The sequence below is a fragment of the Terriglobia bacterium genome, assembly GCA_020072565.1.
Taxonomy (GTDB): domain Bacteria; phylum Acidobacteriota; class UBA6911; order UBA6911; family UBA6911; genus JAFNAG01.
Window position 1 is genome coordinate 1 of sequence record JAIQGI010000105.1, and the last position, 13,031, is coordinate 13,031.

At 57.3% G+C, this 13,031-nt stretch carries 17 protein-coding genes and 1 pseudogene; 13 read left to right on the forward strand and 5 right to left on the reverse strand.

Annotated elements, in window-relative coordinates; translation table 11 throughout:
* Nucleotides 1–480 precede the first annotated feature (480 nt).
* On the reverse strand, nucleotides 481–717 hold the full coding sequence (locus LAP85_28845) for a hypothetical protein (protein MBZ5500422.1): 237 nt from the start codon (nucleotides 715–717) through the stop codon (nucleotides 481–483).
* A 34-nt stretch (nucleotides 718–751) separates the two neighbouring features.
* Nucleotides 752–1,945, reverse strand: a complete 1,194-nt coding sequence (locus tag LAP85_28850; protein MBZ5500423.1) for a TRC40/GET3/ArsA family transport-energizing ATPase — start codon at nucleotides 1,943–1,945, stop codon at nucleotides 752–754.
* Between the two features lie 315 nt (nucleotides 1,946–2,260).
* Between LAP85_28850 and LAP85_28855 the strand changes: the two genes are divergently transcribed.
* From LAP85_28855 to LAP85_28870, 4 genes and pseudogenes are all read left to right on the forward strand, one after another.
* Entirely contained in the window at nucleotides 2,261–2,929 is a 669-nt protein-coding gene (locus LAP85_28855; protein MBZ5500424.1) for an NAD(P)H-dependent oxidoreductase, read from the forward strand.
* On the forward strand, nucleotides 2,913–3,248 hold the full coding sequence (locus tag LAP85_28860) for a hypothetical protein (protein ID MBZ5500425.1): 336 nt from the start codon (nucleotides 2,913–2,915) through the stop codon (nucleotides 3,246–3,248). The genes LAP85_28855 and LAP85_28860 overlap by 17 nt, the downstream gene beginning before the upstream one ends.
* Nucleotides 3,249–3,331: 83 nt before the next feature.
* Nucleotides 3,332–3,421: pseudogene (locus LAP85_28865) on the forward strand (VOC family protein).
* 138 nt (nucleotides 3,422–3,559) lie between these two features.
* Nucleotides 3,560–4,009, forward strand: coding sequence for an arsenate reductase ArsC (locus tag LAP85_28870; protein MBZ5500426.1), 450 nt, complete (start codon nucleotides 3,560–3,562; stop codon nucleotides 4,007–4,009).
* Nucleotides 4,010–4,055: 46 nt separating this feature from the next.
* On the opposite strand, the gene arsB is transcribed toward LAP85_28870, so the two are convergent.
* Nucleotides 4,056–5,141: an ACR3 family arsenite efflux transporter gene (gene arsB, locus LAP85_28875; protein ID MBZ5500427.1), complete on the reverse strand. Its 1,086-nt coding sequence runs from the start codon at nucleotides 5,139–5,141 to the stop codon at nucleotides 4,056–4,058.
* 139 nt (nucleotides 5,142–5,280) lie between these two features.
* Complete coding sequence (locus LAP85_28880; GenBank protein ID MBZ5500428.1) at nucleotides 5,281–5,631, reverse strand: metalloregulator ArsR/SmtB family transcription factor; 351 nt, start codon at nucleotides 5,629–5,631, stop codon at nucleotides 5,281–5,283.
* Between the two features lie 514 nt (nucleotides 5,632–6,145).
* On the opposite strand from LAP85_28880, the gene LAP85_28885 reads away from it, so the two are divergent.
* The 9 genes from LAP85_28885 (at nucleotide 6,146) to LAP85_28925 (ending at nucleotide 11,661) form a co-directional block, all read left to right on the forward strand.
* Complete coding sequence (locus LAP85_28885; GenBank protein MBZ5500429.1) at nucleotides 6,146–6,550, forward strand: metalloregulator ArsR/SmtB family transcription factor; 405 nt, start codon at nucleotides 6,146–6,148, stop codon at nucleotides 6,548–6,550.
* Between the two features lie 34 nt (nucleotides 6,551–6,584).
* Nucleotides 6,585–7,022 (forward strand): glycine cleavage system protein H, encoded by a 438-nt coding sequence (locus LAP85_28890; GenBank protein ID MBZ5500430.1) that lies wholly within the window; start codon nucleotides 6,585–6,587, stop codon nucleotides 7,020–7,022.
* Entirely contained in the window at nucleotides 7,019–7,429 is a 411-nt protein-coding gene (locus LAP85_28895; GenBank protein MBZ5500431.1) for a putative zinc-binding protein, read from the forward strand. Before LAP85_28890 ends, LAP85_28895 begins: the two co-directional genes overlap by 4 nt.
* Nucleotides 7,422–8,144 (forward strand): putative zinc-binding protein, encoded by a 723-nt coding sequence (locus LAP85_28900; protein MBZ5500432.1) that lies wholly within the window; start codon nucleotides 7,422–7,424, stop codon nucleotides 8,142–8,144. Before LAP85_28895 ends, LAP85_28900 begins: the two co-directional genes overlap by 8 nt.
* The gene (locus tag LAP85_28905; GenBank protein ID MBZ5500433.1) at nucleotides 8,144–8,596 is read left to right on the forward strand and encodes an OsmC family protein; all 453 of its coding nucleotides are present in this window, start codon (nucleotides 8,144–8,146) and stop codon (nucleotides 8,594–8,596) included. The genes LAP85_28900 and LAP85_28905 overlap by 1 nt, the downstream gene beginning before the upstream one ends.
* Nucleotides 8,597–9,006: 410 nt before the next feature.
* Nucleotides 9,007–9,786 (forward strand): NAD(P)-binding domain-containing protein, encoded by a 780-nt coding sequence (locus LAP85_28910; GenBank protein ID MBZ5500434.1) that lies wholly within the window; start codon nucleotides 9,007–9,009, stop codon nucleotides 9,784–9,786.
* A gap of 18 nt (nucleotides 9,787–9,804) precedes the next feature.
* Nucleotides 9,805–10,059, forward strand: coding sequence for a thioredoxin family protein (locus LAP85_28915; GenBank protein ID MBZ5500435.1), 255 nt, complete (start codon nucleotides 9,805–9,807; stop codon nucleotides 10,057–10,059).
* A gap of 61 nt (nucleotides 10,060–10,120) precedes the next feature.
* On the forward strand, nucleotides 10,121–10,339 hold the full coding sequence (locus tag LAP85_28920; protein MBZ5500436.1) for a thioredoxin family protein: 219 nt from the start codon (nucleotides 10,121–10,123) through the stop codon (nucleotides 10,337–10,339).
* Complete coding sequence (locus tag LAP85_28925; protein MBZ5500437.1) at nucleotides 10,339–11,661, forward strand: radical SAM protein; 1,323 nt, start codon at nucleotides 10,339–10,341, stop codon at nucleotides 11,659–11,661. The genes LAP85_28920 and LAP85_28925 overlap by 1 nt, the downstream gene beginning before the upstream one ends.
* 916 nt (nucleotides 11,662–12,577) lie before the next feature.
* Here the strand turns inward: LAP85_28925 and LAP85_28930 are convergent.
* The gene (locus LAP85_28930; protein MBZ5500438.1) at nucleotides 12,578–12,892 is read right to left on the reverse strand and encodes a hypothetical protein; all 315 of its coding nucleotides are present in this window, start codon (nucleotides 12,890–12,892) and stop codon (nucleotides 12,578–12,580) included.
* Between the last annotated feature and the right edge of the window lie 139 nt (nucleotides 12,893–13,031).

A 13,031-nucleotide genomic window follows, 5' to 3' on the forward strand; every position in this document is an offset into this window, starting at 1 on the left:
AGGTCGCATCGCCAAAGTTATGCAGAGCCGTACAGCGATACTGCACCTATGACAAACGGAATCGCCCCAACTTTGTCTCCGCAATGGAAGCGATCCTGCGGAAAACAGCTGGCTCTCCTTAACTTGACGCGCATGCCTGCAGGGGCGATGCAGGAACGCCTGCAATGCCCCGAATACAAGGACCTTGCATCGCCCTTACAGGGCTCTCTTTGTTAATGGCCATCCATTCCCAGGGCTCACGCCCTGGGCTGCGGACTGCGGACGCCCCTTTCGGGACTTAAGCCCTTGCTCCTGGTACGCTCAAGACGATTCCAATCACCCTTATTTAAGTACCAGTCGCCCCTGACCCCAAGATCCCCAGAGAGCGCAGATGCCTCAGGTGCAAACCAGCGCGTTGACTGACTCGAGTCGTCGTTTCATGCGACGCCAGGGTCGGCCTTTCACGGTCTGGGCTCAGAACAGGTTCCAAAAGCACGCTCCCTAGTCGACCGCAACCTTGGTGCCTTTCTGCCGCTCGCGCGACAGATGATCGATTCGCTCGTCGATGAGTGAGCGCATCGCCTTGAGCATTTCAATCCGTGCGTTGCGCAAGTGCTGGCGCGCCGGCGCGGACTTCAGCCCGAAGGCGTCGATGAGGTGGGCTGCTATGCTCTCGCAAATGCAGTGTTCCGCATGCGGAGCCTGGGTTTGTGCCTGGCCTGTGTTCTCAGTTTCCATAATTACATGCCTCCTAAGTCTTCGACATTGGCATTCAATGTGCAGGCTCTCTCAACTCGATGGTCAGACGCCTGTTCTCCAACCGGGCCCGGGCCGGTGCCAGCCCGGCCATTGAGGTCGGCAGGCCGACATGTCTTCGTATGCTGCCCACCTCGACCACCAGTTCGTCGCCCTTCTTGAAGAGCCCGACTTCTGCCTTGGTGGCAAACGGAAGCTGCAGCTGCACCTCATACCAGCCGTCGTGCTTCAGGAAGTGGTAAGGCCTGCTGGTGCAGGTAACGGCTGCCGGATCCTCACCCGTCGAATATATCGCTTCCGCCAGCTCCTCCAATCGCCGGTGGCCGAGTACCTCGTAGGGAAAGATGGGCGCCTGCTTTATCGGGACCGGCGCGAAATACTCGTGAATCTCAGCCAGGATTCGGTCCTGGGAGCTGTGCCATTCGGAAAAGAAGACGTCGCGGACTTCATCCGGCAGCACGCGGTTCACGATCACGGTGTCCACCGTCAAGCCGTGAAGGGAGAAGTAGACAAAAGCGCGTTGCGTCTCCCGCAAGACCATCTTTTCCGGATTAGTGACAAGGCGAACGCTTGTGATTTCGGGATCCTCCAGCAGCAGGTCCACTCCTTCGAGACGTTCGAACAGCTTCTGGATATTGACAAAATAGTTGTCCGGCGGGAGCTCGATCGGTGCGACACGATTGGCAATTGGTCTGACGGCTTTGAGAAGACTGCGCTGGAACGGGAAGATGTGTTTCATGTACCAGTCCAGCGTCGTGGGCATGCTGACGAAACGCATCGACTCTGCCGTCGGCGCGCAGTCGAGAATCACTACGTCGTAGCTTTGCTCGCGCCGGTACTGATTTACATACATCATTGCGGTGAGTTCTTCCATGCCAGGGAGGATGGCGAGTTCCTCGGCCTCCACTTCCTCGATGCCGGTGGTTCTCAGGACCGACACGACGTAAGCCGAAATCTCCCGCCAGTACCTCCTGATCTCCCTCTGGATGTTGACTTCATGGATCCACAGCCTATCATCGATCAAGTAAGGGTCGGCTGTCTGGCCGTGAAACAAGGCGATCGGAAGATCAAAGGCGTCGGCGAGGCTGTGAGCAGGATCGACGCTCATAACGAGCGTCCGATAACCCAGCTGAGCGAGACGGATGCCCGTGGCCGCGGCAAGGCTGCTCTTGCCCACGCCCCCTTTTCCACTGAAGAGAAGCAAACGCATGGCCTTTTTCCCGTGGTTCACACCTCTAAAGATAGGAGATTGTGCGGATTCGATCAACGCCTCTTTGACGGAATGACACGATGCCCTTCCCTTGAGATCGCATGCGTGCGGAGTTTTGACACACAGGGCTTTTGGGCCCGCTGCCGTGGCGGCCAGACGAGCTTCTTGCGCAGCCTCATTGAGACTGAGGTTTTTCAGCAAGATAAATGCGGTGAGGCGCGCGGAAGTTCCGGATACGCCGCCACCGACCGGCCGATTAGTCAGCAACTCCTGTATACTTTGGGTTGGGCGTCGCAGGCACCAAGGAGCTCCTCCGTGAGAGTATTCGTCGTCTATTGGCATCCAGAGCCGCAGAGCTTTAACGCTGCAATGTTCCACACGGCTTGTGAGACATTGACGGCTGCGGGACATGAGGTTCGAACTTCCGACCTGCATAAGATGCGCTTCGATCCAGTTTCCAGTCGGAAGAACTTCACCACGGTCAAGGACCCGAACTACCTCAGACTGCAGATCGAAGAAAGGTACGCCACTGAAACGAACGGGTTTTCGGAGGAGATTGAGTCCGAGATTCGGAAGATCGAGTGGTGTGAGCTGATGATCTGGCAGTTCCCGCTTTGGTGGTTCGCATTGCCGGCAGTTCTCAAAGGGTGGGTTGATCGTGTTCTTGCAATGGGACGCACTTATGGTGGTGGTCGGATTTACCAGTCCGGCGTTTTTGGCGGAAAGCGGGCGCTACTGTCCCTGACCACAGGTGGACCGGAAGACGCTTATCGCAAAGGCGCATTCAACGGAGACATCGCTGGAATATTACGTCCGATTCACCGAGGCATTTTGCAGTTCGTCGGTTTCGACGTACTGGCGCCACAGATCGTCTACGGGCCCGTTCGCTCGACTGACGAACAGCGAAGACAGGCTTTGGCGACCTATGCCGAGCGCCTTCAGACGATCGGTTTGGAGTCCCCCATTGATGTTGGCATATATTGAGCAAGTGGTGCTTGTCGCCAATCCCATGCCCGATTGGAGTATCGAGGAGATCCTCGCAGTGCACTTCCGTATGCACAAGGCCGAGGGAGTACTATTCCGGGACGCTCTGGTCCGCGCCACGAAAGCATGCGGACTGAGGCTGATCGAGATCCCGGAGAAGCTGCTGACGAAGCACGCCGAGAAGGCGCTCGGGAGCCCGGCGAGCGGCCTGATGAGAAAGGTTACGACGCTCGGGAAGGTCGTCGGCCCTCCTTGGGGGAAAGACCAGAAGGACGCTGCTCTTGCTGCCCTGATCGCGTTGCAGGGGCGCCCGAAGTAGGGAGGTCTGCCATGAAGATCAGCGCCCGGTTACAAATCGGAGATCTTTCTGTCACTCAGGCGGATAACAAAACCGAGGAGTTTATGAAAATCAAATTGAGTAGTGTGATGGTGGATGACCAAGACAAGGCCCTCAAGTTCTACACGGACGTCTTGGGCTTTGTGAAGAAGACGGTTCTATTTGAGGACACCGGCGGCAACCTCATAAACCTTTATCAGGTGACTCCAGGCTCTTGAGAGAGAGGGCCCGACCTACCCCGCATTTCAGGGCAGGATGCCTTAAAGACGCTTGAGGGAAGACCCGGAGGATCCATGCAGGCGACAGCTGGAAAAATCACGGTCCTGTTTCTCTGCACCGGCAACTCATGCAGGAGCCAAATGGCGGAAGGCTGGGCACGCCGGCTCAAGGGCGACGTGATTGAGCCTTATTCTGCGGGAATAGTGGCCCAGGGATTGAATCCCAGCGCCGTAAAGGTTATGGCCGAAGCCGGCGTGGACATATCAGGCCATCGCTCCAAACTCCTGGCTGAGCTGATCGATATCCCATTCGATTATGTCGTGACCGTTTGTGACGACGCGAACGAGCCTTGCCCGGTATTTCCCGGAAAAGCCAGGCGCTTTCATGCCGGCTTCGCCGATCCTCCCAGGCTGGCGAAGAACGCCGGGACAGAAGAGGAGGCCCTCAGTCACTACCGCCGCGTGCGAGACGAGATTCGCGCATTTGTGGAAAAACTGCCCGAAGCGCTGACAGGGGATTGCTGATTTTCCTCAATCTCAAGCACGAGGTGCGCCGATACCGCAAATCCCGCTAGCTCGCCGGCTGAGCCGCTCTAAACCAGTGGCGAGTCCGATTGCAGACAGAGCAGACGGACAGCATGACCGGCACCTCGATGAGGACTCCGACGACTGTCGCGAGAGCCGCTCCCGAGCCGGGCCCGAAGAGGGCAATGGCGGTTGCGACCGCCAGTTCGAAAAAGTTGCTCGCCCCGATCAGCGCGCCTGGAGCGGCCACCGAGTAAGAAACCCTGAAAAGGCGCATCAGTCCGTATGTCAGCGAAGCATTGAAATAAACCTGTATGAGAATCGGCACCGCAATCAGGAGGACATGCAGGTATTTCTGGGTAATGTTGTCGGCCTGGAATCCGAATATCAACACAAGTGTCGCCAGCAGCGCCGTCATACTGACGGGCGCAAACCGCGGCAGCAGGATTTTCTCGAACCATTCGGCGCCTTTTCTGCGAATGAACCAGTGCCGCAAGATGACACCGACGGCCAGGGGGATTACGATAAAAATTGCGACAGCGTAGAGGAGGACCCGGAACGGTACATCAAGCGAGGAAGCGCCGCTGACCAGAAATCGAACGATCGGCGCGAACAGAACCAGCATGATCAGGTCATTTACCGACACCTGAACTAACGTGTAGGCGGGATCTCCGTCCGTGAGGTAGCTCCAGACAAACACCATTGCTGTGCAGGGTGCGGCCGCCAGAATGATGCAGCCGGCGATGTATTGATCTGCCTCCGCCGGGGAAATCCACAATGAAAAGATAAAGCGAAAAAACAGCCACGCAACAAGTGCCATGGAAAAGGGCTTTACCAACCAGTTGACAAACAAGGTCACGAAAAGCCCTCGGGGTCGTTTGCCGACATTGCGGATGGCGGCAAAGTCGACCTTCATCATCATGGGTATGATCATGAGCCAGATCAGCACCGCGATCGGAATGTTTATCTGGCTTCCCTGGCCGAATTCCATCCGTCTCAAAGCATCAATGGAATCCGGCATGAGCTTGCCGAGGATGACGCCCACGATCATGCACGCGCCGACCCATAGACTCAGATACCTCTCGAAAACGTTAAGCCGCTTTGGACTAACCTCTTCGGCTGCTTGACTCATATTTGACTTTTCTCCATCTCAGGTCTCACCAGGGGTGCCTTGTAAACAACGGCTGGAACCGGAAAACCATGAATAGCGGTCTGAACACCGCAGGATCTTGATATGACTCGAGATCACTCTTCGCCGCACATCAAACATTCTATTTGCACTTCAGAAATATCTTCTCCGCCTTAACGGCACCGCTCCTGGAACAGCACTCCTCGAACAGAAACGCCAACAGATCCTGCAGGATTTCAGTATTTGCAGAATACCAGAGGCAAGTGTGTTCTCTGTGAACCCTGGCCAGGCCCACACTTTTGAGTTTTTCGAGGTGGTGAGAAAGTGTGGAACCTGGAATTCCAAGCCTGGCCTGGATGTCCATCACGATCATACCGTGGGGGTATGCCGATAGGAGAAGCCTCATGATCCGGAGCCGCGGCTCCGTTCCCATGGCGGACAACACCTGGGCATAGTGAGCCACATCAGCGTCTTCGGCTTTCATAATTTGCATATCTCTAAAAAAGGCTTCGTTGAGGCCATTTTTCGCTGCTTATCCGCAGCAACCGGATCCCACAGGACTACTGCTTGCGAAATGCAGAAATGAATGCGATCGGATTCTACGACATTTCTAATATAATAGAAATAGCGAATTTTTCAATCATCCACGGCATGAATCGTGGCCGGTTCTGATATAGCCGCTGCGCACCCGCGATTTCCTGATCGGTACGATCAAGCGGGCGCAGGCCGCCGGACGGCGCTCCTACAAAATACCTGGCTTGTCAACGTTCGTCGACCTCGCCGGCCTTTGCTTCGTCCTAAGGCAATGATTTCAAGAATCCCTGATGGGGACACTTACCCGCCAGGTGGTCAAATGGCGTGGTATTCACCTAAAGAGAACCCGGGCGTACTGAGGATCACAAAGTCGCATCTCATAGATATGTAATTACTTGCGGCTCGGTCTGGTGAGTTGCAAAAGTCTGGCCACCTATTTGCCTATCCTTCTAGGCGAATGATTGGAGGACTTCATGCTTCCTGCTAGATTGGACAAAGTGCTTAAAGCTGCGGCCGATCCTACCCGCCTGCGCCTGCTGAATCTGCTTCGCCTTGGCAGCATCTGCGTGTGCGATCTGCAGAAGGTGCTGGGGATTCCACAGCCCACTGTTTCACGCCACCTGGCAGCCTTGAGGCATGCGGGATTAGTCGGCGATGTGCGCAAGGGAATGCGGATCGTTTATTCCCTCGTTCCCGGGATAACGACTCAAATTGAGGCACTGCACCAACTTCTGGACCGCTGCTGCCCGGAAGATGCCGTGATGCGGGCCGATATTGTGCGGTTCCGTGGGGCCGTTGCTGCCGGCACTTGTCGGCTGGAGACAGCTGACAGCGAGGATTCTGCTCCCGGAGCGCAATTGGAGGGAAACCTGGCTTGAGATTTGGGTCGGGCCCAAGACACAGGTGTCGAGCATGCTTGAAGTAACGGTCGACAAGTTTATCTTCCGGGTTCCCGAAACGCTCCTCTTCAGTGAAGCGGGAATCTGGGTAGCCGTGGAAGAATCACGCGCGCGCCTGGGGCTGTCCGATTTTGTCCAGCAGGTGAACGGCGATATCGCCTTCGCCAAGGTCGCGGCTGCCGGCACCGAACTCCAAGTCGGGGACGAGTTCGGAAGCATCGAAACGGTCAAAGTGAATGTGAGTCTGGCGTCTCCCGTGAAGGGGAGAATCTTGGAGGCTAATCCGCAGTTGCAGGAGTTTCCGGAAGCCATCAATCAGGATCCCTACGGCAGAGGGTGGATGGTGGTCATAAAACTCCGGGACTGGGAGAAGGACAAAGCTGGACTGCTTGACGCGCCGCGTTACCTCAAATGCGTGAAGGAACAGGCTGAGGTGGAGTTGAAGAAATGACGCGCAAGGCGCTGATCGTACCCTGCAGCGGCATCGGCAAGACCTACGGTAGCGTCGCGCGCGAGGGCGCGTACATAGTCACCGAGGATCTCCGTCCGAAAAGCACCCGGCTTGTGCCGCTTGCGCTCGTCGTTCTTGGAGTCGAAGAAGTGCAACAGACGCTGGCCGGATCCCCGGCCATCGCCATCGACGGCTGCAAGCTTGCGTGTGCCGCCAGGGTGGTTGCCGAGTCGGGCGGAACCGTGGTACATGCCCTCCAGGTGCTCGATGTCTATCGCAGGCACCGCGATTTGAAGTCGGCCGGAATCGCGAAACTCAATGCGGCCGGGCAGCAACTCGCGAAGGCCCTCGCAGATGAGGTGTCCGGTCTGGTGGATGGAATCGCAGCGGAGGAGGCCAATGCCTGAATTGCCGAAGCGAAAGATCGGCCTTGTATCGTGTTCAGGCGAAGAAATGGCCGAGGGGACGGTCACCCGGCTCGCCACGCTCCAGGTCCTGGAGACCTTGCGGTCGGACGAGACAGTCACGATCTGTCTCCCGCTCTTCCTTGCCGGGGGAGAAGGGGATCGTGCCTTTGCACGCTTCTACCCGACGATTGCGATCGACGGCTGTGATAAGCGCTGTGCCGCCCGGGGCACGGAAATGTACAGTTCGAAACCGGCCTCAAGCATCGTAGTAAGCGAACTCTGTCCTGCCGGTGCAGGAGAACTCGGAACGGCGCGGCATCTGAACGAGGCAGGCATGGCCGCAGTGAACGCAGTCGCAGCGGAGATTGCACGGCAGGTTGACCGGCTGCTCGGTACCCGCAGTGATAGGAGCCAAGGCGCATTCACAGTGGACGGTCCTGCAGTTAAGGAAGAAGTGCCTGGCGCTGCAACCTGCTCCTGCGCCTCGGGGATTCCTGTCAAAGTCCTCGATATTAATGGGCGAAAAGTTGAGATCCTCGCGTTGCCGCTGATTCTCGAAATGTTCCGCGAGGCTGGAAAGCCTGCAATCGATGAAACGGCGGCGGAGATGCTCGAGACTGTGCGTCTTTATAATCAGATCCCCGAGGGCGAAGATGCCTCCTGGAAGCTGGTGCTCGGCCGCGAATACGCATCGTACTGCGCGGAGGGCAGTTGATGTCTCGCACGGCCTCTTATTACACGACGGTCCAATGGAAGGGAGAACATTGGGGCCATATCCGGATGGGGAACGGACCCGAGATGGACTTCTCCGCCCCGCCTGATGCGCATGGCCACGCCGGGGTTCTCACTCCCGAAGACGCCTTCGTGGCGGCTGCCAACACCTGCGTCATGATGATGTTCATCTGGGCAGCGGAACGCTTCAAGCTGGACCTCGTGTCCTACGAATGTGGCGCAGAGGGCACCAAGTTGACCGAGCTCGACCGTACGGAGATCTTCACGCGCGTCGCGCTGCGTCCCCGGATCGTTGTGCGCGCGGGTCGCCAGGCACGGGAAGCCACACTCAAGCATGTTCAGAGAGCCCTGGAAAGCGCGGTGAAATACAGCCTGGTGGCGAACTCACTCAAGTCGGAGATCATCATCGAACCCGAAATCGAGATCATTTGTTAAATCGATGCGCCCGTTGAATTCGGCAGGAGAAACCATCGCACTACCTATTGAGAATCATGAAACATAGTGACAGAAATAAAATTCCCAGCCCCGAAGTTTAGGCGGAAAGAGAATAGCCCCGGGCGTGAGCCCTTAAGCGCTAACTTAACCCACTTTCCCGACCTGGGCTTGGACTTGGACTTGGACGTGGACCTTGACGCTCTGCTGCGCAGCAAGCGATAAGAAGCGACCCGTAGCCTGATAAAGGTTGGGCGTGCAAGAGTTTGTCTCCGCTCAAAAGGTCCACGTCTACGTCCAGGTTTAGGTCCAAGTCCACGTTTATCAGGTGAAGAAGGAGCCCTGAAGGGGCGACACATCTATCCGGGGAATAGCGTCACTATAATATCTGATCCTCCAGAAAGGAGGAATCCATGACAGGGAAAACCGTGGGTTTTATCGGAGGAGGGAGGGTAGCGCACATCATCCTGGGCGGATTGAAAAAGGCCGGGCAGATGCCGGCAAAGGTGGTTGTCAGCGATGTCAGCCTGGATGCCTTGAACCGGCTCCGGGCCAGGTATCCGGAGATCCAGACTGTTCACAACGATAACCGGCCGCCAGCGTCGCAAGAACTGGTCTTTGCGGGACTGCACCCTCCGGCTTTGCCAGGCTGCCTGGGCGAAATAAAGGGTTGTCTGAAACCAAATGCAATCCTGATCTCATTGGCTCCAAAGCTGTCGATCGCAAAACTTGCCGGTGCGCTGGACGGTTTTGATCGCATCGTTCGACTTATCCCCAATGCTCCTTCCATTATCGGAGCCGGCTTCAATCCCCTCACTTTTTCCCGCGCATTGAGCGAGGCGGAAAAAGTGGAGATGTCCGCTTTAGTGGGTGCCCTGGGCAAGTGCCCGGAAGTGGACGAAGCCAAGCTGGAAGCCTATGCCATAGTCACCGCTATGGGCCCCACATATTTGTGGTTCCAGTTGCACGAGCTGCAGAAAATCGCCGAATCCTTCGGGCTGTCCCGCCGGGAGGCGGAAACCGGCATCTCTGAAATGGTTGCCGGAACCGGGAAAAGCCTTTTCGGATCAGGCGTGGCGGCTGAAGAGGTGATGGATCTGGTCCCGGTGAAACCGCTGGGCGACGAGGAAGAAAAAATCAAGGCCGCCTATCACGCAAAACTTGAGGCCTTATATGCGAAACTCAAGAACTAGTTTTTATCGGAGAATGCCATGATTTCGATCAGAGTACTGGGTCCGGGATGCAGCAACTGTGTCAAGGTCGCGGATGTCGCTCGTCAGGCAGTCAATAACCTGGGCGCGGAGGCCGAGATCGTGAAGGTCACGGACTTCGCGCAGATTCGCAAATACAACATTCTGGCCACGCCGGGCCTCGTGATTAATGAGAAGGTCGTCTGTGCGGGGCGCATCCCCACGGCCGCCGAGGTCACGACGTGGCTGGCCAACGCGATGGCTGCACAGCAGTAGACTGTTCGCAAGCGATTCGAACTGAGCGCTGAGGACATCCATGAGGAAATAACCGGCCTTCTTGTGGTTTTTGCGGGCATTTATCTGCCGCGCCGATCCGCGCCTTAGAGAACCTGGTTTCAGTGTCGACATGCGCGAGCACGTGAGGGACTCAAGAGAAATCAAGGCCTATGGAATCATCGCCACGCCAGGCCTGGTAATCAACGGCAAGATTCGATGCGCCGGCAGGGTGCCATCAGAAAAGGAGCTGCCACAGTGGCTGCAGGAAGCGAGCGTCTAATGGGCGAAGGTGGGCGGATCTCCCTCGAGAATGGAGAAATGGAAGTGGGACCATCGCACAATGATGCAGTCGAGCCTTGCGAAAAGATTTTCCCTGTCAAGGTCAACGAGGACGGCCGCTTGTCCGTGCCTCCGGCACTGGTCGGGAAGCTCGGCCTCGAACCTGGAGCTGAGTTAGAGATGGTTGCCAATGCCGGACGAATAGAAATTCGGCCCAACATCCACAGCCTGGCGCGAGTGTATATCGAGCCGACGGCGCGCTGCAACCTGGCTTGCCGCATGTGTATTCGAAACAGCTGGAAGGAGCCGCTCGGCGACATGGACTGCGCGCTCTTTGACCGGCTCGCGACCCAACTCCGCCGGTTTCCTCATCTGGATTCCGTCATGTTCGGAGGGTTCGGAGAGCCGACTGCCCACCCGGACATCCTGCATATGATCAAGGCGACGAAGGAGCTGGCCGTCAGGGTGGAGTTGACTACGAACGGAACCAACCTCGACGAGACGATGATCGCCGGACTCATGGATGCCGGCCTGGACAGGCTTTGGGTCTCGCTTGACGGTGTCACGGAAGGGAGCTTCGACGATATCAGGCAGGGAGCCGGTTTTGATATTGTCATGGCCAGCCTTCGACGCCTCCGGGCAATGAATTGGCGCAGCCCGCGCAGAATCGACGTCGGCATCGCCTTCGTGGTCATGAAGCGGAATCTCGACGATCTCAGAAAAATCGACAGGATCGTCAGGGCGGCGGGGGCGCGGTTTGTGTCCGTCAGCAATCTTCTGCCGTACACGAAGGCAATGGAACAGGAGATGGTCTGCAGCCTCGCCCTTACCCTCGAGACCTTTGCCGGCGCATCGGGGCGGACCGAGATCAGCCTGCCACGGCTCGACGTCAACGAGCGCACGAGGGAAGCCATCTTCAGCCTGCTCCGAACCTGCGACAACCTGAGCCTGATGGGGAATCCCATCGGCGCGCCGGCCCAGTCATGCCGGTTCATCAAAGACCGGTGCACGTTCGTTCGCTGGGACGGCAAGGTCGGTCCCTGCATGGGGCTGCTCCACACGCACAAAACCTATCTTAACGGGCTGGAGAGGACCGTCTCCGCTTATGCACTTGGTGATGTCGGCTCCGGCCACCTCTACGGGATCTGGAACTCCGACGAATATGCTCATTTTCGGGAGAATGTCCGGGGCTTCGGATTTTCACCTTGTCATGTGTGCGGCGGGTGCTCGTTGCTTGAGAAAAACGACGAGGATTGCTGCGGAAATACTTTCCCGACCTGCGGCGGGTGCCTGTGGGCTCAGGGAATCATCCAGTGCCCATAGTTTCGGGGACAGGCGCGAATGGTGCTTAACTCAGGGTGATTGGAATCGTCTTGAGCGTACCAGGAGCAAGGGCCTAAGCCGCAAAAGGGGCGTCCGCAGTCCGCAGCCCAGGGCGTGAGCCCATAAGTGCTAACTTAAGCCACTTTCCCAACCTGGACTTGGACGTGGACCTTGACGCTCTGCTGCGCCGCAAGCGATAAGAAGCGACCCGTAGCCTGATAAAGGCTGGGCGTGCAAGAGTTTGTCTCCGCTCAAAAGGTCCAGGTCTACGTCCAGGTTTAGGTCCAAGTCCACGTTTATTGGCAAAATCATTCCTATCTTAGCGCTTAAGGGCGTGAGCCCTGGGAATGGAGGGCCATTACCAAAGAGAGCCCTGTAAGGGCGATGCCAGGTCCCTGTAATCGGGGCATTGCAGGCGTTTCTGCATCGCCCTTACAGGGCTCATCCGTCATTTGCGTCTTATCCCAGGGCTTGCGCCCTGGGCTGAAAACTACTGCCGCCCTTTCAGGGCTTGCGCCCCGGGCTGAAAACTACGGCCGCCCTTCCAGGGCTTGCGCCCTGGGCTGAAAACTACGGCCGCCCTTCCAGGGCTTGCGCCCTGGGCTGAAAACTACGGCCGCCCTTCCAGGGCTTGCGCCCTGGGCTGAAAACTACGGCCGCCCTTTCAGGGCTTGCGCCCTGGGCTGAAAACTACGGCCGCCTTTTCAGGGCTTGCGGCCGCCAAGGGCTGCGGCCGCAAATGGCTTGGGAGCTTGTAGCAACCGATGGCTCGCCGGAATGGCTGAGCCCGCCATGGTCGCACTCTATTTCCTTGATTAGGGGGCATTCGGGACAGGCGCCGTAGCCTCGAAATTCCAGGGAAGCCAATTTCCGCCAGTCTCGAACAATTTCGAGGTTATGGCGCTGTTCCCGAAATTTAACGGATGATCTGGGGGACCGGGCCTAGAGACCAGCCCTGCATTTTCGTGATGCGCGCGTTCTGAGTGAGCTTCGTTTCGCCTATTTGCAGAGTGACCGTGTACTCTCCGAGCGGGGCCCACTGATCAAGGATGTTCCCACCGCCGGCGCCCCGGCCTCTTCCCGCTCCCTGGGCGCGCGTGCTCCAGACGACGGTGTTGATGCCCGCCGATGTCTTTCCCTGGAGCCTGGCGGCTTCCTGTCCTTTGGCGTCGGTGATGATGATGTTGGCGCTGCCGCTCCTCTGGTCCTTCAGGTAATACCGGATCACCATCCACTGCTGTCCCACTGAGCAAATTTAGAAATCTAGCAACCCACAGTGTTCCATTGAGTTGCATCAAGAAACGACCGTAATCGATTTGAATTGCGATCTACACTTCGGCCTTCCGACTTTATGCAGAAAGGGGAAGGCC